Annotated in this window: 17 protein-coding genes; 9 read left to right on the plus strand and 8 right to left on the minus strand. The window is 71.6% G+C overall.

Features of this window, described 5'->3' with window-relative positions; translation table 11 throughout:
- Nucleotides 1–9: 9 nt before the first annotated feature.
- Nucleotides 10–2142 (minus strand): Ig-like domain repeat protein, encoded by a 2133-nt coding sequence (locus tag DEJ03_RS03400; protein ID WP_110863512.1) that lies wholly within the window; start codon nt 2140–2142, stop codon nt 10–12.
- A gap of 138 nt (nt 2143–2280) precedes the next feature.
- Nucleotides 2281–3567: a HupE/UreJ family protein gene (locus tag DEJ03_RS03405; RefSeq protein ID WP_110863513.1), complete on the minus strand. Its 1287-nt coding sequence runs from the start codon at nt 3565–3567 to the stop codon at nt 2281–2283.
- A 122-nt stretch (nt 3568–3689) separates the two neighbouring features.
- Here DEJ03_RS03405 and DEJ03_RS03410 point away from each other — a divergent pair, with 122 nt between their 5' ends.
- Nucleotides 3690–4406, plus strand: coding sequence for a hypothetical protein (locus DEJ03_RS03410; protein WP_110863514.1), 717 nt, complete (start codon nt 3690–3692; stop codon nt 4404–4406).
- Between the two features lie 15 nt (nt 4407–4421).
- Here the strand turns inward: DEJ03_RS03410 and DEJ03_RS03415 are convergent, their stop codons facing one another.
- The 5 genes from DEJ03_RS03415 to DEJ03_RS03435 all read right to left on the minus strand — a co-directional run bounded on the left by DEJ03_RS03415 (nt 4422) and on the right by DEJ03_RS03435 (nt 10817).
- Nucleotides 4422–5345 (minus strand): ROK family protein, encoded by a 924-nt coding sequence (locus DEJ03_RS03415; protein ID WP_110863515.1) that lies wholly within the window; start codon nt 5343–5345, stop codon nt 4422–4424.
- Nucleotides 5342–7027, minus strand: coding sequence for an ABC transporter ATP-binding protein (locus tag DEJ03_RS03420; protein ID WP_110863516.1), 1686 nt, complete (start codon nt 7025–7027; stop codon nt 5342–5344). Before DEJ03_RS03420 ends, DEJ03_RS03415 begins: the two co-directional genes overlap by 4 nt.
- Nucleotides 7027–7920: an ABC transporter permease gene (locus DEJ03_RS03425; RefSeq protein WP_027467217.1), complete on the minus strand. Its 894-nt coding sequence runs from the start codon at nt 7918–7920 to the stop codon at nt 7027–7029. The genes DEJ03_RS03420 and DEJ03_RS03425 overlap by 1 nt, the downstream gene beginning before the upstream one ends.
- A gap of 55 nt (nt 7921–7975) precedes the next feature.
- Nucleotides 7976–8935 (minus strand): ABC transporter permease, encoded by a 960-nt coding sequence (locus DEJ03_RS03430; protein ID WP_027467218.1) that lies wholly within the window; start codon nt 8933–8935, stop codon nt 7976–7978.
- 88 nt (nt 8936–9023) lie between these two features.
- Entirely contained in the window at nt 9024–10817 is a 1794-nt protein-coding gene (locus tag DEJ03_RS03435; RefSeq protein ID WP_110863517.1) for a peptide ABC transporter substrate-binding protein, read from the minus strand.
- Between the two features lie 227 nt (nt 10818–11044).
- Here DEJ03_RS03435 and DEJ03_RS03440 point away from each other — a divergent pair, with 227 nt between their 5' ends.
- From DEJ03_RS03440 to DEJ03_RS03460, 5 genes are all read left to right on the plus strand, one after another.
- Nucleotides 11045–12229 (plus strand): ROK family protein, encoded by a 1185-nt coding sequence (locus tag DEJ03_RS03440; RefSeq protein ID WP_083404204.1) that lies wholly within the window; start codon nt 11045–11047, stop codon nt 12227–12229.
- Nucleotides 12222–13778 carry a M81 family metallopeptidase gene (locus DEJ03_RS03445; RefSeq protein WP_110863518.1) on the plus strand — a complete coding sequence of 519 codons (1557 nt, stop codon included), beginning with the start codon at nt 12222–12224 and terminating at the stop codon, nt 13776–13778. Before DEJ03_RS03440 ends, DEJ03_RS03445 begins: the two co-directional genes overlap by 8 nt.
- Complete coding sequence (locus tag DEJ03_RS03450) at nt 13775–14512, plus strand: copper homeostasis protein CutC (protein ID WP_110863519.1); 738 nt, start codon at nt 13775–13777, stop codon at nt 14510–14512. Before DEJ03_RS03445 ends, DEJ03_RS03450 begins: the two co-directional genes overlap by 4 nt.
- A 177-nt stretch (nt 14513–14689) precedes the next feature.
- Entirely contained in the window at nt 14690–16120 is a 1431-nt protein-coding gene (locus tag DEJ03_RS03455) for a M20/M25/M40 family metallo-hydrolase (RefSeq protein ID WP_110863520.1), read from the plus strand.
- Nucleotides 16121–16127: 7 nt separating this feature from the next.
- Entirely contained in the window at nt 16128–17360 is a 1233-nt protein-coding gene (locus DEJ03_RS03460) for an MFS transporter (protein WP_110863521.1), read from the plus strand.
- Between the two features lie 336 nt (nt 17361–17696).
- Here the strand turns inward: DEJ03_RS03460 and aztA are convergent, their stop codons facing one another.
- Nucleotides 17697–18341: a zinc ABC transporter ATP-binding protein AztA gene (gene aztA / locus DEJ03_RS03465; RefSeq protein WP_258370472.1), complete on the minus strand. Its 645-nt coding sequence runs from the start codon at nt 18339–18341 to the stop codon at nt 17697–17699.
- A 50-nt stretch (nt 18342–18391) separates the two neighbouring features.
- Here aztA and aztB point away from each other — a divergent pair, with 50 nt between their 5' ends.
- From aztB to DEJ03_RS03480, 3 genes are read left to right on the plus strand one after another with little or no spacing between them, the layout of a single operon-like run.
- Complete coding sequence (gene aztB, locus DEJ03_RS03470; protein WP_110863522.1) at nt 18392–19285, plus strand: zinc ABC transporter permease AztB; 894 nt, start codon at nt 18392–18394, stop codon at nt 19283–19285.
- Nucleotides 19282–20481, plus strand: coding sequence for a YncE family protein (locus DEJ03_RS03475; RefSeq protein ID WP_110863523.1), 1200 nt, complete (start codon nt 19282–19284; stop codon nt 20479–20481). The genes aztB and DEJ03_RS03475 overlap by 4 nt, the downstream gene beginning before the upstream one ends.
- Nucleotides 20481–21380, plus strand: a complete 900-nt coding sequence (locus DEJ03_RS03480; protein ID WP_110863524.1) for a metal ABC transporter substrate-binding protein — start codon at nt 20481–20483, stop codon at nt 21378–21380. Before DEJ03_RS03475 ends, DEJ03_RS03480 begins: the two co-directional genes overlap by 1 nt.
- Nucleotides 21381–21388 lie beyond the last annotated feature (8 nt).

Here is a 21388-nt window from a genome sequence, read left to right on the forward strand (position 1 = left end):
TGCCGGGTGCTACTTGATGACGACCGCGATGGTCGGGCTGGTGCTCGTGGTCAGCTCCGACGTCCCGGCGAAGACGGCGTGCAGGTTGTGCGTGCCCTTCTTCAGCGGGAGCTTCGTGGTGACCACGCCGTTCTCCACCGTGACGGTGGCGAGGCGCTTCGAGCCCTGGTAGATCCGGGCGGTGCCGTCGACGCTGAATCCGGTGGCCTTCACCTGGACGGTCGCCTTGCCGCCGCTGTACTTGATGGCGGTGCGGGACGGGGCCTTCTCGACGGTGACCGTCATGGCCTTCGCCGTCTTCGAGTTCGTTCCCGAGTAGACCGGGTCCGCGTTGACGAACGAGGCCGTGACCGCGTGCTTGCCGATGGCGAGCGTGCTCGGCAGGGTCATGCTGGCCGCGCCGCCCTTGACCGGGGCGGTGCCGAGGACCTTGGTGCCGTCCTTGAACGTCACGGTGCCCTGCTGGGTACCGATGCCACCGGCGATGGTCGCGGTGACCGTGGCCGGCTTGGCGGTGCCGTAGGTCTGCTCGGCGGCCGACGCGGTGAGCGTGGTGGTCGTCGTCGGCAGCGTGGCGTGCAGGTTGAACTTGTCGACCGTCGAACCGATCGCAGCCGGGTCGGCCGTGGCCGTCGGCTGGAGGGTCACGCCGCAGCTGTCCACCTTGCCGTGCTGCACCGCCGAGTTGAGCGTGGTGCAGTCGCTGGCGCGGATGTTCTCGACGGCGAGCTTGTCGTCGGTGACCGAGACCTTCACGAAGGTGCGGACGTGCTCCTGGTTCTCGACCGAGTTGGCGAAGTGACGCTCACCCTTGGGGTCGAGCGGGTCCGCGCCGTAGCCCTGGGTGGCGTCCGGGGTGGTGAGGTCGTAGTACTTCGAGCCGGAGGCCGAGTTCGCCGTCATGTAGATGACGCCGCCGGGGCCGGAGAAGACCTCGGGAGCAGCGGGCTGCTCGTTGACGTTGGCCTTCTTGCCGTTCTTGATCGCGTAGCTGCGCGAGTAGGAGTGGTCGTGGCCCTGCAGGACGAGGTCGACACCCATGTCCGAGAACGAACGCGTGAAGTCGAACCGGCGCTGCTGGTTGTCCTTGTCGTTCGCGTGGTCGGCCGGCGAGTAGATCGAGTGGTGGTAGACCAGCGTCGTCCACTTCGCGTCGTCGCCGTAGCGGTTGATGACGTCGCGCACGTAGTTCACGTGGGCAGCGTCCGAACCGGCCGCGTAGGCGTTCGAGTTGATGTCGATGAACAGGACGCCCTTGTACATGTACCAGTAGTCGCCACCCGAGTTCGCGGTGGTGTTGCCGCCCGGGTAGAAGTCCGGCACCTTGAGGGAGTTCGGCACCTGATTGTGCTGCTCGTAGGCCTTGCCACCCACGTCGTGGTTGCCGATGGTCGAGGCCCACGGGTAACGCTTCAGCACGTCGCTGCTGTCCGCGAACGCGCCCCACTCGTACTCGTTGTTGGCGTGCTCGACCTGGTCACCACCGGAGACCAGGAGCTCGGCGTCCGGCTCGGTCGACGTGGCGTACTTGAGCGTGTCCGCCCAGCCGGCGCCGTCGTCGTCGGTGAAGCCGGACGAACCGATCTGCGGGTCACCGAAGAACAGGAAGTCGAAGTCACCGGAGAAGCTCTTCGTGGTGAAGGTGTACGACGCGGACCAGGCCGAGCCGTCCGCCGCACCGACGTGGTACGTGTACGACGTGTTCGGCTCGAGGGCCGAGATCGTCGCGTGCGCGTTGATGTAGCCCGACTCGGCGGCGATGCCCGGGATGCTCTTGGTGTTCGAGTCGGTCGCGCTCGAGTCGGCTGCGGTGTTCGCGGCCTCCGAGGCGGCGACCGTCTGCTTGGCGTCCGTGAAGACGCCGTCCGTCATGGACGCGGTCTTCTGGATCTCGAGCGACTGCGCGACGTTCGTGGGGAAGTACCACGAGGCGATGCGCTGGCTCTCGGTCGCGCCGACGCCGAGCAGGATGTGGATCGGGCCACCGGTCGAGATGTTGGTGGTGGGGGTGTTCGTCGCAGCGGTGGCGGCGTTCGTGCCGACCATCGAGGCACCGGCGATGAGCGCGGCCCCGAGGACGGCTCCGCAGACGCGGAGGGTGGTGGTTCTGCGCCGGGTAGTGGCGCCGGACAGGAGACTCATGTTGGTCCGTTTCTCAGACGTGGGATGGTGCAGCACGGAAGACTCTGCATGCACTGCAAAACGTCTTGGTAAACGCTGAGTGACAGTTCGTCGCTGTTCAGGAACGAACGCGACGTGCCAGCTGTTCGGTGGCGAGCGTCAGCCCGCCGCGAGCCGCTCGACGAACCAGATCACCCCCATCACGAACACGCCGGCGGTCACGGCGCCCGTCACCCAGAGCGACACCCGGTGCGCCTTCCGCCGCAGCAGCGAGAGCGGCGGGAAGACGATGACGATGATCGCGAGCTGCACGGCCTCGATGCCGACGTTGAAGATGAGGAGCGAGACGAGCAGCTGCCACGAGAACGCCTCGTGGATCCCGAGGGCCCCGGCGAACCCGAGCCCGTGGATGAGCCCGAAGGCGAAGACGACGGCCAGGCGGGTCCACCCGGCGCGGTCGAGCGAGAAGTGTCCGTGCTCACCGACCACCAGTTCGTCGGCCCGCGATCGACGACGCCAGAGCCGCCACAGGTACCAGCCGGCGACCGCGGCGATCGACAGGGCGATGAGCGGCTCGACGACGATCGCAGGCGGGCTGACCACACCGAGGGCGGCGAGGATGAACGTGATCGAGTGGGCGATCGTGAACGCGGACGCCGTGTAGACGACCTCACGCAGGCGACGCGACCCGGCGATGAGCGCCACGAGGAACAGGATGTGGTCGATCCCGGTCAGCAGGTGCTCGGCGCCGAGCCGGAAGAACTCCCAGAAGCGCTCACCCGCGGACTGCTCGGTCGAGAACGTGCGCTGCGAGGCGTCGAGGGTGGCCGAACCCGTCCGGGCGTCGACGTCGTAGGTGACGATCGTCTTGGTGTCGCGCACGAAGGTCTCGTCGTCGGGGAAGAGCTCCGACGACACCACGTGCCCGGACTGCGTCTCCGACGGTTCCGGGCAGGTGAAGTCCGCGGTCACGTGGGCGTACGGCACCTCGTCCTGCAGGTCGACGGTGACCGTGTCGTCGAGCGTGCCCGTGCAGACCTGCCCGCCGGCTCCGGTCACCCGGAACCGGTCGAACAGGTACTTCCCGATCGCGTCGGTGTGTGCCTCGGCGGCCGTCACCATCCCCGGGAAGTCCCCGTCGTCCCAGGCCTGCTGCCCCTGCTCGTGCAGCGCGTCGTCGTGCTCGCTCGTGGCCACCGAGACGAGCATCAGGTCGTACTCGAGCCCGAGCTTCGCCTGCACGACGGTCGGCTTCGTGGACGTGACGTCGGCGTAGACCACCGAGCTGAAGCCGTGCGCCGACGCCGGTGACGCCCCCGCGAGCACGCCGATCACGACCACCCCGAGCAGGACGAGCGCGGCGACGACCCGTGCGACGAGCGCGAACAGGGGGAAGGAGCGGGCAGGGCGGGCGCGCAGGAGCGCGGCGGTGGTTCCGGAGGGCACGCGCAGACGATCCGGCCCGCAGACGACCGGCAGGTGAACAACCGGTGACCAGCAACGGGACGGCGGTCGGACAGGTCCCCGTACCAGCCCGGAGCGGCCGTCGGGCGTGCTTGCATGGTGCCGTGATCCGCCCCGCCACCCGGACGACCTCCCTGTTGACCGCCGTCGCCGTCGCCGCGGCCGGCACCGCTCTGCTGGCCGGCTGCTCCGGGGCGTCGAACGGCACCACCGGCGGCACCGGCCCGACGGCGACCGCGTCGGCGCACGCCTCGGCCGGGGTCCTGGGCACCGGGTTCTCCGACCCCGACCAGCCGCCGGCGCCCGAGGCAACCATCCACCCCGAGCCCGGTTCGTGGTCCGGGGTGCACGCCCCCGCCGGCTACGACGTCGTGCTGCTCTCCGACGCGGGTGACGCCGCCGACGCTCCGACCCGGACCCTGCTCGACGCCGTCGAGTCGTGGGCCGCGGACGAGGACGTCACCGTCACCCCGGTCTCGGCGAAGGGCCCCGACGACCGGATCGCCGCGGTCCTGCGCGCCGTCGACGCCGAGCCCGACCTGGTGATCACCGTCGGCAACCACATGGTCGACCCGCTCGCGGCGGTCTCACCGACCGCGCTCCACCAGCAGTTCCTGGTCGTCGGTGCCGAGATCGCGGAGCCGACGTCGAACGTCACGGCGGCGGACTGGACGGGCGGCGGGTTCCGCGGCGAGGGCCTCGGGCCGTCGAGCCACTACGACCCGGAGACCTTCACCGAGGACCGCGCGGCCCGTGGCCTGCGCGCCGGCCTCGCCGCCGTGCTCCACGACCTGCGCGGCATCGTCGTCTGGGTGCCCTGACCGGGCGCTCCCCCGCTACGCGGTCTCCGGCTCCAGCACGCGCGCTCGCACCTGCGCCGCTGCGCCGAGTGCCACGGCGTCGGACCCGAGCGTCGACTGCGCGAGCCGGATCGTCGCCCCGCTGACGGGTGGTTCCGCGGCGATCGCCGCCGCGATGGCCGGTTCGAGCAGGTCCCAGGACCGTGCGATCCCGCCGCCGATCAGGACGGTGGTGACGTCGAGGATCCCCGCGGTCAGCAGTGCGGCCCGCGCCAGGCCCCACCCCGCCGTGGCGAAGACGGCGGCCGCGTCGGCGTCCCCACCGCGTGCGGCGACGGCGACGTCCCGTGCCGAGAGCATCCGCCCGGAGCGTTCGGCGTAGCGGTCGGCGATACCGCGCGCGCCCGCGATGGTCTCCAGGTGCCCGGTCTGCCCGCAGGTGCACCGGGCGTCGCCGAAGCCGGGGACGTGGCCGATCTCACCCGCGGCACCGCGCGGGCCAGCGAAGAGCTGTCCGTCGAGCACGAGCGCGCCGCCGACACCGGTGCCGAGGGTCATGCCGAGCACGTCGGACTCCCCCACGACCGCACCGGTGGCGATCTCGCCGAGCAGGAACGCGTTCACGTCGTTGTCCAGGGTTGCGGGGACGCCGAGGGCGTCCGTCACCGCGCGGGTCACGCCGTACCCGGCCCAACCGGTGAACGAGTTGCCGGTGACCAGGACGGTCCCCGTGGTCCGGTCGACGACGCCGGCCGCGCCCACCCCGACACCCGCCAAGGAGGCCCGGTGCGTCTCGAGCAGACCCGTCACGGCCCCGAGTGCGGCCGTCACGATCGCCGCCCCGCCCGCGTGGGCGGGCGTCGGCAGGTCGAGGCGGTCGATGACCTCGAGGTCGGGCGTCGTCAGGACGACCTTCGTGTTGGTGCCGCCGACGTCCACCCCGGCCAGGACCCGGGTCACGCGGTCACCGCCGCGAGTGAGGCGAGGCGCTCCGTCCGACGCTGCCGTTGCAGCACGGGGTCGGGCACCGGTACCGCGGCGAGCAGGCGACGGGTGTAGTCGGTGGTGGGGTGCAGCAGCGTCGTGCCGGTCGTGCCCTGCTCCTCGACGACGCCCTGGCGCATCACGACGACGCGCTCGGCGAAGTGCTGCACGACGGCCAGGTCGTGCGAGACGAACAGGCACGCGAAACCGAGGTCGTCCTGCAGCTCGCCGAGGACCTCGAGCACGGTCTCCTGCACGCTGACGTCGAGCGCCGAGGTGGGTTCGTCGGCGACGAGCAACCGCGGTTCGAGCACCAGCGCCCGGGCGAGCGAGACCCGCTGGCGCTGCCCTCCGGACAGCTCGCGGGGGGCACGGGACGCCAGGGTCCGCGGCAGCCGGACGGCGTCGAGCACCTCGTCGATGCGACGACGACGATCGGCCGAGGACATCCCGCGACGGTGCACGGCGAGGGGCTCCGCGATGCACTCGGCCACCGACATCCGGGCGTCGAGGGACGCCACCGGGTCCTGCAACACGACGCCGATGCCGGAGCGGAGGGCACGGCGGTCACGGCCCTTCGCGGTCCGCAGGTCCTGCCCGAACAGCGACACCGTGCCGGAGGTCGGCTTGATGAGCCCGAGCGCCACCCGGGCCGCGGTCGACTTGCCGGAGCCGGACTCGCCGACCAGGCCGACGGTCTCACCGGCGTGCACCGCGATGTCGATGCCCGCGAGCGCGCGGACGGCGCGCGCCCCGCGCCCGAACGTCACCGAGACGTCCCGCAGGTCGACCACCGGGGCCGCACCGGGCCTCCCGGCCGGCTCGGTCTCCGCGTCGGTGAGGGGAGCCGACGGACGGTCCCCCGCCACGTCGAGCCGCGGCACCGCGGCGAGCAACCGCTTGGTGTACTCGTGCTCGGGGCGGAGCAGGACGTCCTCGACGCCACCGGTCTCGACGATCTCGCCCTGGAGCATGACCGCGACCCGGTCGGCGAAGTCTGCGACGACTCCCATGTTGTGCGTGACGAGCAGCACGCCGGTGCCGGTCTCGACGGCGAGCGCGCGCAGGAGCTCGAGGATCTCGGCCTGCACGGTCACGTCGAGGGCCGTGGTCGGCTCGTCCGCGATGAGCAGCTTCGGCGCGTTCGCGATCGCCATCGCGATGACCACGCGCTGACGCTGCCCACCCGACAGCTGGAACGGGAACGACCGGGTACGGGACTCGGGGTCGGGGATGCCGACGCGACGGAGCAGGTCGACGGCCTCGGCCGCGGCGGCGGACGCGGAGACGTCACGGTGGTTCCGGATCACCTCGGCGATCTGGGCACCGACGCGGGTGAGCGGGTCGAGGGCGGTCGCGGGCTCCTGGAAGACCATCGAGACGGTCGAGCCGCGCAGGGCCCGGAGCGCGGGTTCGGGGGCGCCGACGACCTCGTGTCCGGCGACGACGGCACTGCCCGAGGCCGTCGCGTTGCCGGAGAGCAGGCCCATCGCGGCGAGGGCGACGGTTGACTTGCCGGAGCCGGACTCGCCGACCAGGGCGAGGGTCTCGCCGGGGGCGACCGACAGGGACACCCCCCGCACGGCGTCGACGGTGCCCGACTCGGTGCTGAAGGAGACGCCGAGGTCGGTCGTCCGCAGGATCGGTTCGTTGGTCATCAGCGGCCCCGCACGTCGAAGGCGTCCCGCAGTCCGTCGCCCACCGCGTTGAACGCGCAGACGACCAGGATCACGGCCAGACCCGGCGGCACGATGAGCCACCAGCGTCCGGAGTAGGCGGCGGTGAGACCCGCCGAGAGCATGCCGCCCCAGTCCGTCGCGGGCGGCTGCACACCGAGCCCGAGGTACGAGACGTAGGCGACCAGCAGGATCGCGTCGGCGACCTGGAACGTCGCCGCGACGACGATCGTCGACACCGAGTTCGGCAGCAGGTGCTTGCCGATCGCGCGGGCGTGCGAGCCGCCGATCGCGCGCAGGGTCAGGACGTAGTCGCGGTTCTTGAGCGTCAGGGTCTCGGCGCGGATCAGGCGGGACGGCACGAGCCACGACACCAGGCCGAGGATGACGATGAGGCCACCGACGCCCGGGTTCGTGATCGCCGAGATGACGAGCAGGATGAACAGGGCCGGGATCGCGATGCCGGCGTCGACGACCCGCATCATCAGGGCGTCGACCCAGCCGCCGACGTATCCGGCAACGGAGCCCCACAGGGTGCCGACGACGGTGGCCAGGACCCCGGCGGCGATGCCCACCATCAGGGAGACCTTGCCGCCGTACATCAGGCGGCCGAGGACGTCGTGGCCGACGGCGTCGGTGCCGAGCCAGTGCGCGGCGCTCGGACCTTGGTTGGCCTGCTCGAGCAGTGTGTGGGTCTGGTCGGTCGGGTACACGAACGGGCCGACGAAGCAGAACAGCACGATGACGACGATCAGGGCGAGGCCGATCACGGCGAGGGTGTTGCCCCGGAAGCGTCGGGCGGCGAGCCGGAACCCGGTGGCCGCGACGGTGACGGGGGCGCCCGGGGCTTCGGGGGCCATTTGGACGGCGGTCATGCGCGGCTCGCCTTCACGTCATGGGTGGACGCAGCATCGATGGCTGACGTGGCGGTCATGCGCGGCTCGCCTTCACTCGGGGATCGATCAAGGACTGTGCGACGTCGGCGAGCAGGGTGCCGATGACGGTCGCGATGGAGATGACGAGCACGCAGCCGAGCAGCGTCGGGTAGTCGGAGGACTGCGCGGCGTTCCAGAACAGCAGCCCCATGCCGGGGTAGTTGAACAGCTGCTCGGTCACCAGCGCGCCGCCGAACAGCACCGGCAGGTAGTACCCGAGCATCGCGACGACCGGGGTCAGCGAGTTCCGGAACACGTGCCGTCGCAGGATCGTCGCGGTCGAGGCGCCGCCGGCACGGGCGGTGCGGACGTAGTCCTCCTGCAGGTTCTCGAGCGTCGAGGCGCGCATGTACCGACTGAACACCGCGATCATCGCGAGGGCTCCGGTGACCACGGGCAGCACGAGTCCGGCGGGGTCCTGGAACACCTCGGCCAGGGTGGTGCCGCTCGGGGCCTGGGACGGCAGCCACGGCAGCTGCTGGCTGAAGACGATGATCAGGACGAGCCCCAGGAAGAACGCCGGCGTCGAGTAGAAGACGAAGGCCAGGGCGGTGGCGGCGTAGTCGACCGCACCGTTGCGGCGGGCCGCCTGGAGCATCCCGACCGGGATCGCGACGACGAGTCCGAGCACCGCGGAGATGCCGGTGAGCACGAGGGTCTTCGGCAGGCGCTCGGCGATGAGCTGCGAGACCGGCTCGTTGAGCGTGTACGAGGTGCCGAGGTCGCCGGTCAGCAGACGACCGAGGAACCGAAGGTACTGCACGGGCAGCGGCTGGTCGAGCCCCTGCGCCTGGTTGAACTGGGCGATCTGCGTGGGGGTCGCGGAGACGCCGAGCACGCCGCGGGCGGGGCCGCCGGGCAGCGCGTGCAGCAGGCAGAACACCACGACGGTGACGATGAGGATCACCGCGAGCGCCTGCAGGACGCGCCTGGTGAGGTAGAGAGCTGTGGTCATGCGGCTTCCGATGGTCGGATTGGAGACGTGAGCCGGGGAGGAGGCGCGGTGCGCGTCGGCCGCGCACCGCGCCTCCAGGGTCGGTTTCCTACTTGGTCCACTTCCACTGGGCCGGGTGGAAGTTGGCGAGCGAGTCCTGGTCGAAGCCGGACAGGCCCTTCTTGACGACCGAGATCTGGTAGTCGGGGCTCGGCAGCCAGATCACCGGCAGGTCCTTCGCGACCGCGGCGCTGTAGTCCTGCACGGCGGTGGCGTCGGTCGAGGTGGTGGTCGCGTCGATCAGGGAGTCGACCTCCTTGTTCGAGTAGCTGCCGAAGTTCGCCGAACCGCCGGTCTGGAACAGCGACTCACCGGTCGGGTAGGCCGGGAAGTACCAGCTGCCCGCGGTGCCGAAGAACGACAGGTCCCAGTCGCAGCTGGCCTCGTCCGAGGTGCAGGTCGGGGTCTGCGACAGCACGCTCGACACCGGCGCGGTCTTGATGGTGAAGTCGATGCCGGTCTTCGCGAGCGAGGACTGGATCGCGCTCATCATGTTGTCGGTCACGGTCGAACCGGACTGCGACAGGACCTGCATCGAGAACTTCGTGCCCTCCTTGACGCCCTCGCCGCACTGGCTGGCGGACGTGCCCGGGTCGGTGCAGACCATCGTGCCGGCCTGCTCCTTCCAACCGTGGTTGGTCAGCAGGTCCTTGGCCTTCGAGGTGCTGAACGGGTACGGGTTCGACTTCTGCACGTCGGAGACGTAGTCGGACTCCTGTGCCTGCGGGATCGGACCGTAGGTCGAGGTGGCGGTTCCGTTGAAGACGACCTTCGACAGCGACGTCTGGTCGATCGACATCTGGACGGCCTGACGGGCGTACAGCTGCTTGAAGACAGCGCCCATGTCGGGGTTGTTGAAGTTGTACGGCATGTACGTGATGGCCCAGCCGGTCCAGGGCTCGACCTCGTAGCCCTTCGCCGTGAACGCGGACTTCTGGTCCATGTCGGTGGCGTTGATGTAGCCGTAGTCGACCTCGCCGGAGCGGACGGCGTTCACCTCGGCGTCGGCCGTGGTGAAGGGCAGCAGGTTCACCGTCGTGATCGACGGCTTCTCACCGCCGTCGTACTTCTTGTTGGCCGTCAGCGTGACCTTGCCGGCCGTGGTGAAGGTCTTGACGCCGTAGGGACCGGAGATGGTCTTCCACAGGTCGTCGGTGGCGTAGTCGGAGATCTTGCCGGCGGCGGTGTTGAGGTACTTCCACACCTGCTTCGCGCCGGCGGTGGTCTCGTCGGCGTCGGTCACCTTCGCGGTCGCGCTGGTCTTGTCCCAGGCGTGCTGGGGCAGCGGGATGATGTGGCTCAGCTGGTTGGCGAGCATCCAGTCCGAGTTGTAGGCCTTGTCGAACGTGATGGTGAAGTGCGTGTCGTCGACGGCCTTGAACGACGTCCAGTTGTCCGGCGCCTTGCCCTTGGAGTACGAGCCCCACTGGTCCTTGTTCGCCTTGATCAGGTTGAACCAGAACCCGACGTCGCGGCTCGTGATCGCCTCGCCGTCCGACCAGTGCCGGTCGCCGAGCGTCATGGTGACGCTCTTGCCGTCGTCGGCGAACTTCGCGTCGGTGGCGACGGAGCCGGCCTTGTTCCACGCGATCTTGCCGGTGGAGCCGTCGTACGCGACGAGCGGCTCGTACAGCGACTGGGCGATGGAGCCGTTGTTCGTGTTGAGGTGCGCGGCGGTGCCGATCGGCAGGATCCAGTTCGGCGTGAAGTTGGCGGGGAGCGCGTAGTCGATCTCGTCGGTCGATCCCTGCGAGGCGTTGCCGCCTCCGGAACAGCCGGCGAGCAGCGCGCTCACGGCGATCGCAGCTCCGGTGAGGAGCGCCCAGCGACGGGGCTTGGACATGCGGTGTCTCCTTGTGCGAGGGACTTCGGGGAGGTGGAGCACGGGTGCCGAGCGGCACGAGGACAGTCAAGGACCAAAGCAATTGGAAAAACAAACATCTCGATGTAAAAACTGCGTTACTGCCGAACGGACGAAAGGGTGGACCGCTCGATCCGCCCCGTAGGCTCGCGGCAGAACGGACCACCGACCGGTGTTCCGTTCCCGTTCCGCCCGGATTGGAGAAAGTCGTGGCCGATCTCAGCGCCCGCGTCCTCGAGCTCGTCGCATCGGGGCAGGCCGCCAGCCGGACCGAGATCGCCAAGGTGCTCGGAGCCGCCCCGTCGACCGTCTCGCACGTCGTCGGCCAGCTCCTGGAGCACGGGATCCTCGCCGAGGAGGGCACCGACGTCTCGACCGGCGGTCGCCCCCGCAAGGTGCTCCGCATCGGCGGCGTCGACGAGTACGCGGTCGCCGCGGACGTCGGTGGCGGGCACGCGCGCATCGGCGTGGTCCTGCCTGGAGGCGCGCTCGAGTCGGTCGCGAACGTCCCGTTCGCGCTCTCCGACGGTCCGACCGCCGGGCTCCAGCGCCTGGCCGCGCTGCTCGAGCGGCTCGCCGACGACCGTGGTCGCGAGGGGCTGCGGGGCGTCGGGCTCAGCCTGCCCGGGCCCGTCGACGTCGTCGCCGGGGTCGTGGACCTGCCGAGCCGGATGCCGGGGTGGAACGGGTTCCCCGTGGCCGCGTGGCTGAGCGACCGGTTCGGCCTGCCGGCGATCGTCGACAACGACGCGAACTGCATGGCGGCGGGTGAGCAGACCGTGCAGGACCCCGCTCGACGCCAGACCATCACGATCAAGGCCGGCTCGGCGATCGGCGCGGGCATCGTCATCGACGGTCGGCTCTACCGCGGGTCGACCGGTGCGGCCGGGGACATCACGCACGTGCGGATCGACGCCGCCGGGGACACCCCGTGCTCGTGCGGCAACACCGGCTGCCTCGAGACGGTGGCGTCCGGGGCCGCCCTGGTCCGGATCCTGTCGAACGCGGGGGTCGACGTCGCCTCGACCGCCGACGTCGTCCGGCTCGCCTCGGACGCACACCCCGAGGCCACCCGTGCCGTGCGGATGGCGGGCAAGTACCTGGGCGAGGTGCTCGCCGCCAACGTGAACTTCTTCAACCCGGACGCCGTCTACCTGGGCGGCATCCTGTCGACCCTCGACCCGTTCATCGCCGCCGTGCGCAGCCAGCTCTACGAGAGCTGCCACCCGTTGATGACCCAGCACCTGGCCATCGAGCCGGTGTCGCTCGGTGCCGACGCCGGGCTCGTCGGCGCCGGCCAGTTCGCCCTGCAGCGGGGCCTCGCTGCCTCGCTCGAGGAGCTCTCCGCGCCCATCCCCCAGTCCACCACCAGGAACAGGAGCGTCCGTGTCTGAGACCGGTCCCGTCACCCCCGCCGCCCCCGCCAGCACCGCTGGTGCCCGTCGCCCGGTCATCGCCATCGCCGGCCTGGCCATCGAGACGTCGACGTTCACGCCGACCCGGACCCACGCCCCCGCGTTCCACCCGGACCGCGGCGACGAGGCCGTCGCCCGGTACCCGTTCCTGGCGACCATGGCCGACCGGGCGGACTTCCGCGGGGCGCTCATCGGGCACGCGCTGCCCGGCGGGATCGTCGACCGGGCGTCGTACGAAGCCCTGGCCGACGAGATCGTCGAGCGGTTGGGTGCGATGGGTCCGGTCGACGGGCTCTGGTACGACATCCACGGCGCGATGGTGGTCGAGGGGCTCGACGACGCGGAGACGGACCTGCTCGGTCGCATCCGCGCGGTCGTCGGCCCCGACGTCATCGTGTCCGCGTCGATGGACCTGCACGGCAACGTCACGCGCGAGCTCGCCCACCAGGTCGACCTCGTCACGTGCTACCGGATGGCCCCGCACGAGGACACCCTCGAGACGAAGGAGCGTGCCGTCCGGAACCTCGTCGACGTGCTCACCGAACGCCCGGTCGGTGCGCAGCGACCCGTGAAGGCCTGGGTCCCGATCCCCGTCCTGCTGCCCGGCGAGCAGACCTCGACCCGTCTCGAGCCGGCGAAGTCCCTGTACTCGCAGGTCCCGCTCGTCGAGCAGACCGAGGGTGTGCTCGACGCCGCGATCTGGGTCGGGTACGCCTGGGCCGACCAGCCCCGCGACCAGGCCGTCACCGTCGTCACCGGGTGGGACGAGGCCGCCGTCGCCGCCGGTGCCGAGCGGCTCGCGGCGGCGTTCTGGGACGTCCGCGAGGACTTCGTGTTCGTCGCACCGACCGGCACGTTCGAGGAGTGCCTCGACGCCGCGCTCGCCCCGGGCGCCGCGAAGCCGTACTTCGTCTCGGACTCGGGCGACAACCCCACGGCGGGCGGCTCCGGGGACATGACCTGGGGCCTGACGCAGGTGCTCGCCCGCCCGGAGTTCCAGGACCCGTCCGGCCCGACCGTCATCTACGCGAGCGTGCCCGGACCGGCCGCCGTCGCCGCGGCGGTGGACGCCGGCGTCGGTGCGACGATCACCGTGACCGCCGGTGCCGAGGTCGACCACGTGCACGCGGGCCCGATCACGATGACCGGCCGGGTGCACGCGATCAAACAGGGTGACCGCGACGCCGAGACCGAGGTCGTGCTGCAGGTCGGTAGCGTCTTCGCGATCCTGACGAAGCTGCGGAAGCCGTACCACCACGAGCACGACTTCACCGACCTCGACCTGGCGCCGCGGCAGGCGGACGTCGTCATCGTGAAGATCGGGTACCTCGAACCGGAGCTGTTCGACATGTCCGCTGACTGGATGCTCGCGCTCACCCCGGGCGGTGTCGACCAGGACCTGCTGCGCCTCGGGCACCACAGGATCGAGCGGCCGATGTTCCCCTACGATCGAGTGTTCCCGACGGCACCGGACCTCCGCGCCCGCATCGTCCCCGCCTCCAACGAACCGCTCGGAGCCCCTGCATGAGCACCACCGCCGCACTCGAGATCGCCGTCACCTCACCCGCCGGTGCGATCACCGCGCGGGACGGTGGCGCCGACCGCGTCGAACTCTGCGTCGGTCTCGAGCTCGGCGGACTCACGCCCTCACAGGCCCTGGTCGAGACGACCCACGAGACCGGGATCCCCGCGCACGCGCTGGTCCGCTGCCGCCCGGGCGGGTTCGTGCACTCCCCCGACGAGGTCGAGCTCATGGTGCGCGAGGTCCGCACGGTCCTGCGCTCCGGGGCCGCTGGCGTCGTGGTCGGTGCCCTGCGCCCCGACCGGACCCTGGACGAGGACGCCCTCCGCCGCTTCGTGGACGCCGCCCGCTCGGTCAGCGCCACCGCCGAGATCACCCTGCACCGCGCGATCGACCACGCGACCGACCCCGTCGCCGAAGCCGGGTCGCTCGCCGCGCTCGGGTTCACCCGCGTCCTGACCTCGGGCGCCGCCCCCACCGCGGTCGCCGGTGCGGCGACGATCGCGCGCATGGTCGAGGCCGCCGGGCCCGTGCAGGTGATGGCCGGTGCCGGCGTCACCCCCGCCGACGTCCGTGCACTGCTCGCCACCGGCGCCGCCGCCGTGCATCTGTCGGCCAAACGTCCGGCCGCGGACAGCACGCACGCCGGGGTGCCGATGGGCGCCGGGGACGACGGCTCGGCGCACTTCGTCACCGACGCCGAGGTCGTCGCGGCCGCGCGGCGCGCGCTCGACGCCTGAGTCGTTCCAGACCCGCACCGAGTCCCGGACCCACACCGGGCTCCGGACCCGCACCGGGTCCGAGGTGCGGCGCGTAGCGGACGCACACCGCGCCTCCAGGCCAATCCGGGACCACCCGGAGGGACCCGCTCCTACGGTCGGCACCACCTGACCGAACGGAGAACCGTGTCCGCTCCCGTGACCGACAGCACCGAACCCGACACCCGTCGTGCCGAGGTCGCGCGGTTCCTCGAGGAGCACCGCGAACACCTGGTGCGGCAACTCCGCGAGTGGGTGCGGATCCCGTCCGTCGCATCGCAACCCGAGCGCGCGATCGAGGTCGACCGTTCCGCGCACTGGCTGGCCGGAGCGATGCGCGAGGTCGGGCTCGACACCGATATCCTGCAGGCCGGTCCCGCACCGGCCGTGTACGCCGAGCTGCTCGTCGACCCGGCGCTGCCGACCGTGCTCGTCTACAGCCACCACGACGTGCGGCACGCGAAGCCCGAGGAGTGGCACGAGACCTCGCCGTGGGAACCCGTGTTCCGTGACGGACGCCTGTACGGGCGCGGGGCGTCGGACGCGAAGGGGCAGGTGCTCGCCCACCTGTGGGGGCTGCGCGCGCACCTCGCCACCCGACCGGACGCCACCCCGGCCGTGAACCTCAAGTTCCTCGTCGAAGGAGAAGAGGAGCTCGGCTCCAGCCACTTCGCCGACCTGCTCGACGCCGAGCAGGAGCGGCTGGCGTGCGACGTCGTCGTGTTCTCGGACACGCTGCAGTGGAAGGCCGGCAACCCCGCCGTCGTCACGTCGATGCGTGGCATGACGGGCGCGACCCTCACCGTCACCGGGCCAGCGCGCGACGTCCACAGCGGCGCCGTGTCCGGCCCCGCGCCGAACCCGGTGCACGCGCTCGTCACCGCGCTCGCGGCCCTGCACGACGACCAGGGCCGCATCAGGATCCCCGGGTTCCTGGACGACGTCGACGCGCTCACGGACGAACGCCGTGCCGAGCTGCAGGCACTCGACTTCGACCCCGACGTCTGGGTCGAGCGAACCGAGACCCGGGCGATCACCGGCGAGGCGGGGTACTCGGTCGAGGAGCGGCTCTGGGCACGACCGTCCATCGAGGTGCTGACCCTGCTCGCAGGCGACCCCACCGGGTTCCCACGAGCCGTGGTCCCGCGTGAGGCAACGGCCGAGATCAGCATCCGCACCGTGCCGGGGCAGCGGGTGCAGGCCGTCGCCGAGCAGCTGCGCCGGTTCGTCCGGGACACGATGCCCGACGGGGTGACCTACGAGCTGACGATCCCCGAGGAGACCGGCCAGGACCCGTACGTGACCCCGTCGGGCCCCGAACTCGACGCGCTCGTGCGGGCGATGGAACTCGGGCACGGCACCGAGACCGCCGGGCGGATGGGCAACGCCGGGGGCGGTCCCGCGGAGCTGCTCGGCCGGGTGTTCGACGCCCCCGTCCTGTTCGTCGGCACGGGGCTGCCGGAGGACCACTGGCACGCCAGCGACGAGAGCGTCGACCTGCGCACCCTGCTCGACGGTGCGGCGACGATCGCGCACCTGTGGAGCGGACTCGGCGAGGCCGGGAATGGATCGTCGCACTCCGGGGCTTGACGCCCCCATGACATCGTCAGCAGCGCGCCGCGGGTGGCTCAGCGTCACGTCCGTCGCACTCGGGTCGTTCGTGCTCGTCCTGTCCGAGTTCCTGCCCATCGGGCTGCTCCCCGCCATCGCCGACGACCTGGACGTCGGCATCGGCACCGCCGGCCTGATGGTCGTCGCCACCGGACTCGTCGGCGCCGTCGCGGCACCGGTCGTCACCGTCCTGACCTCGCGACTCGACCGCCGGGTGGTGCTCGTGTCCCTGACCGTGCTGCTCGTCGTCGCCGACGGCCTCGCCGCGATCGCACCGTCGTTCTGGGTGCTGCTCATCGCACGGATGCTGCTCGGTGTCGGCATCGGGGGCTTCTGGGCCATCGGTGCCGGGATCGCCGGGCGACTCGTCCGGCCCGAGCTGACGATCCGTGCGACCTCGCTCATCACGGCCGGCGTCTCCGTCGCGACCGTCGTGAGCCTGCCGCTCGGCGCCCTCGTGTCGTCGCTCGCCAGCTGGCGCCTCGGCTTCGTGATCGGTGGGGCGCTCGGTGTCGTCGCGCTCGTCCTGCAGCTGGCGATGCTGCCGAGGATCCCCGCGCAGCAGCGGGTGCGGTTCGCCACGCTCGGGTCGCTGCTCCGTGTGCCCCGCGCCCGGGTCGGGCTCATCGCCGCAGCCTTCGTCTTCGCGGCCCAGTTCGCCGCGTACACCTACATCGCGCCGTACCTGCAGCAGCTCGTCGGCGTCGGCCCGGACACCGTGACGATCGCGCTGCTGGTGTTCGGCGTCGCGGGCATCGTCGGGAACTTCGCCGCGGGCTTCACACTCGACCGCAGTGTCCTCGGCACCATCGGGGCGTCGAAGTTCGTGCTCGCGGCGGCCGTCGTGCTGCTCCCGCTGCTCGCCCACTCCGTCGTGGGGGTCTTCGTGCTGCTCGTCGTGTGGGGCCTGGTGTGGGGTGCGCTGCCGCTCGGGATGCAGACGTGGATGTCGACGGCGTCGCCGGCCGGGTCCGAGACCGGGCTCGCGCTGTTCGTCACGACGATCCAGCTCGCGATCGCCGCCGGTTCGGTGCTCGGCGGTGCCGCGGTGTCGTCGTTCGGCCTGGCTGCCGACTTCTGGCTGGCCGGCGGGGTCGCGATCGTCGGTGCCGTCGTGCTCGTCGCGATGGGGCTGCGGAAGTCGAGCGCCGTGCCGGTGGTCGAGCCGGTCGCGGCCGACCCGAAGTCGACCGGCCCGGTGTCCGTCGCCTGCCCCTGACCGCCGTTCCGGGGCCCGCAGAACACCGGTGTTCGCACGCTGAACACGCGAGAAGCGCGGTTCGACAGGCGAACACCGGTGTTTTGCGAGCCGGACGGCGCGGAACCGGTCCCGACGGCCTGAACACGAGCACTCCCTGATCTCAGAATCGACGCACCAGATTTTCTGAGATCAGGCCGTATCTCAGAAAATCCTGCGCACCCGGTCCGAGATCGACCTCACCGCCACCCGCTCCGGCGTCCGCAAGACACCGGTGTTCGAGCGCTGAACACGCGCAAACCGCGGTTCAACGGGTGAACACCGGTGTTTTGCGGAATCGGCACGCCGGAAGCAAGGTCAGGTCAGGGTGACGACGCGGTCGGCCGCGGCGATCACCGCCGGGTCATGGGCCGCGTGCACGACCACGACCCCGGCCGCGGCCTCGTCGGCGAGCGCCGCCACCACGAGCGCCGCCGACTCCGCATCCACGCCAGCGGTCGGTTCGTCCACCAGCAGCACCCCGGCCCGCTGGGCCAGCCCGAGCGCGACGAGCGTGCGCTGCCGCTGCCCGCCCGAGAGCTCCTCGATCGGCCGGTCGGCGAGGTCCGTGATCGCCATCCGCTCGAGCTGCGCGTCCACGACCGCTCGGTCGGCGCGTCCGAGCGGCCGCCACCACGCGCGGTGCCGCCACCGCCCCATCGTGACGGCCGCGCGGACGGTGAGCGGGAGCGTGGTCGGCGGCACGGACTGGGTCACGTAGGCGACGCCGTCGGACGGGAGGCCCGTCACCCGCCCGGCGGTCGGCCGTACGACGTCCGCGACCACGTCGAGCAGCGTCGACTTGCCCGAGCCGTTCGGCCCGGTGAGCGCGGTGACGACCCCGGCGGGGAAGACCGCGTCCACACCGTCGAGGACGGTCCGGTCGCCGAGGACGGCCGTCACCCGGTCCAGGTGGACGGGAGATCGGGGTTCGGCGGGGTCGGTCGGCTCGGTCGCAGGCACCTGAGCACGCTATCAGTATCGATACTCGTTTTCATGTAGCGTCTCGGAGCGTGACCTGGCTGACCGATCCGTTCTCCGTCGACTTCATGGTGCGCGCCCTGGTCGGCGGCTCCCTGGCGGCGGTCCTCTGCGCCGTGGTCGGCACTTGGGTGTTGGTCCGGGGCATGGCGTTCCTGGGCGAGGCGCTCTCGCACGGCATGCTGCCCGGCGTCGCGATCGCCACCCTGACCGGGGTCGCGCCGGTGCTCGGTGCCGCGGTGAGTGCGGGCGTGATGGTGCTCGGCGTCGGGGCACTGCGTCGTCGCGCCCGACTGTCGTACGACACCTCGATCGGCCTGCTGTTCGTCGGGATGCTCGCGCTCGGTGTGATCATCGTCTCGTCCTCGCGGTCGTTCGCCACCGACGTCACCGCGATCCTGTTCGGCGAGGTCCTCGCCGTCACCCGAGCCGACGTTAGCGGCCTCGCGATGGCCGCCGCCGTGGCCCTGGCAGTCGCCGCGGCGTTCCACCGGCCCTTCACCGCACTGGCGTTCGACACCCGCAAGGCCACGACGCTCGGCCTGCACCCGCGCCTGGCCGAGGTCGTGCTCATCGGGCTCGTCACCCTGGCGGTCGTCGCCTCGTACCGGGCCGTCGGCACCCTGCTCGTCGTGGGCCTGCTGCTCGCGCCGGCGGCCGCCGCCCGCGCCTGGACCCGGCACGTGGCCTCGACGATGCTCCTCGGTGCCGGCATCGGTGCCACCGCCGTGCTCGTCGGGCTGCTCGTGTCCTGGCACGCCGGCACCGCCGCCGGCGCGAGCATCGCCGCGGTCGCCGTCGCCAGCGTCGTGGTCTCACGCGCCCTGGCCGCCGTCGTCCTGCGGCGCACCCCGATCCCCACACCGGCGCGCGCGGCCGCGCCGGCAGCACCACGATCCGCCGCACCGTCTCGAGAGGGAGCATGAAGCACTCGACCACCAGCCGCGCCCCCGCGCGCCTCCTGTCCACCATCGGCCTCGCCACCGGCCTGGCCCTCACCGTCACCGCCTGTTCCCCGGGCACCCCGTCGGCCGACAGCTCGACCGGCACCGCCCGTCCCCACGGTTACGTGGCGGGCGCGAGCGAGTCCCAGGAACCCCAGGTGCGCCTCCTGGCCGTGTCGGCATCCGGCGCGACCGCGCTGCACGACCTGCTCACCGAGGAGACCACCGAACTCGACGACGTGGACGCACCGGAGCACTCGGCGACCGACGGCCGGTTCCTCGTGACCAGCGACGCCGACCGCACGACGATCGTCGACGGCGGGTCCTGGACCGTCGACCACGGCGACCACACGCACTACTACGCCGCCGAGCCGCGGGTGGTGGGCACGATCGACGGCGGCGGCCGGGTCGCGGTGCACTCGTCCGAGACCATGACGACGATCACCTGGCCAGACCGGGCCGAGGCCGTCGTGCTCGACCGCGAGGCGCTGGGCCAGGGCGAGGTCGACGAGACCGCACGGATCGACGCGAGCGTCCTCCTGCCGATGGGCGAGCAGCTCGTGGCAGCCGACGGCGACACGGTCCGCGTGCTCGACCCGGACGGCGAGGCGACCGACGCCGCCGGCGCAGCGCAGACCTGCACCGACCCCGCCGGCGGGATCGTCACCCGCGCCGGTGCCGTCGTGGGCTGCGTCGACGGAGCGGTCGTGGTGGACGACGCCGGCGAGCCCTCGTTCGTCGACCTGCCCGACGGTGCCGAACGTCCGACGGCCTTCGCCGCACGCGCCGGCCGGCCCACCGTCGCCGGACTGGCCGGCACCACCGGGTTCTGGTTGCTCGACGTGCGCGAGGGCTCCTGGCGGCTCGTGCCGACCGATCGGCCCCTGCGCGCCGTGGTCGCGGTGGACGACGAGGACGAGCACGTGGTCGGGGTCGACGACTCCGGGCGGGTGGTCGTCGTGACCGCCTCGACGGGGAAGGTGGCCACGACGAAGGCGCTCATCGACACCGGCGCAGACGACCCCGCGCCGATGCTGCAGCTCGACGCCCAGCGCGCCTACGTGGCCGACCCCGCGGACGGCACCGTGCACGAGATCGACTTCGCCGACGGCGCCCGGGTCGCCCGCACGATCGAGCTCCCCGTCACCCCCGTCGCCTTCGCCGAGGTCGGACTGTGATGCGCACCAGGGCCCTGACCGCGGGCCTCGTCGCCGCGGCCGTCGCCCTCGTCGCCACGGGGTGCACCACCGCCGGCTCCGACCGCCCCCTCGTCGCGGTGACGACGAACATCCTCGGCGACGTCGTCAGCGAAGTCGTCGGGGACCAGGCCGACGTCATGGTCCTCATGCCCCCGGGTGCCGACCCCCACTCGTTCGAGGTCTCCGCGCAGGAAGCCGCACGACTGCGGAGCGCCGACCTGGTGGTCGAGAACGGGCTCGGGCTCGAAGAAGGGGTCGCCCGTCACGTCGCGGCGGCAGCCGAGGACGGCGTGCCGGTCTCCACTGCCGGAGACGCGTTCGACCCGCTGGAGTGGACCACCGAGGACGACAGCGGCCCCGACCCGCACTTCTGGACCGACCCCGCCCGGATGGTCGACGTGGTCGAGGCCCTCGACCAGGACCTGCGCGACAACGGCATCGAGCCGACCGGCACCGATGCCTACCTGGACGAGCTCCGCGACCTGGACGACACGATGACGACCGCGTTCCGGACCGTGCCCGAGGAACGCCGGGCGCTCGTCACGAACCACCACGTGTTCGGCTACCTGGCCGACCACTACGGGTTCCGGGTCGTCGGGGCGGTGATCCCGAGCGGGACCACCCTGGCCTCCCCGAGCGCCGCCGACCTGCGCGACCTGGCCGACGCCATCGACGAGGCGGGGGTCCGGACGATCTTCGCCGACGCCTCGCAGCCCGCGCGACTGGCCGAGGTGCTCGCGGAAGAGGTCGACCTGCACGTCGAGATCCGACCGCTGGCGACGGAGTCCCTCACCGAGGACGGCGACGCCTCCACCTACCTCGGCATGATGCGCTCGAACACCGAGGCCATCGTCGACGGCCTGTCGACTAGTAATTGAGAATGAGA

The sequence above is a fragment of the Curtobacterium sp. MCLR17_043 genome (assembly GCF_003224215.1).
Lineage (GTDB): Bacteria > Actinomycetota > Actinomycetes > Actinomycetales > Microbacteriaceae > Curtobacterium > Curtobacterium flaccumfaciens.

Coding starts and splice junctions, on each gene's coding strand:
- DEJ03_RS03435 (WP_110863517.1), bottom strand. CDS start 10,817: ATGTCCAAGCCCCGTCGCTGGGCGCTCCTCACCGGAGCTGCGATCGCC.
- DEJ03_RS03420 (WP_110863516.1), bottom strand. CDS start 7,027: ATGACCAACGAACCGATCCTGCGGACGACCGACCTCGGCGTCTCCTTC.
- DEJ03_RS03425 (WP_027467217.1), bottom strand. CDS start 7,920: ATGACCGCCGTCCAAATGGCCCCCGAAGCCCCGGGCGCCCCCGTCACC.
- DEJ03_RS03450 (WP_110863519.1), top strand. CDS start 13,775: ATGAGCACCACCGCCGCACTCGAGATCGCCGTCACCTCACCCGCCGGT.
- DEJ03_RS03475 (WP_110863523.1), top strand. CDS start 19,282: ATGAAGCACTCGACCACCAGCCGCGCCCCCGCGCGCCTCCTGTCCACC.
- DEJ03_RS03400 (WP_110863512.1), bottom strand. CDS start 2,142: ATGAGTCTCCTGTCCGGCGCCACTACCCGGCGCAGAACCACCACCCTC.
- DEJ03_RS03460 (WP_110863521.1), top strand. CDS start 16,128: ATGACATCGTCAGCAGCGCGCCGCGGGTGGCTCAGCGTCACGTCCGTC.
- DEJ03_RS03430 (WP_027467218.1), bottom strand. CDS start 8,935: ATGACCACAGCTCTCTACCTCACCAGGCGCGTCCTGCAGGCGCTCGCG.
- DEJ03_RS03480 (WP_110863524.1), top strand. CDS start 20,481: ATGCGCACCAGGGCCCTGACCGCGGGCCTCGTCGCCGCGGCCGTCGCC.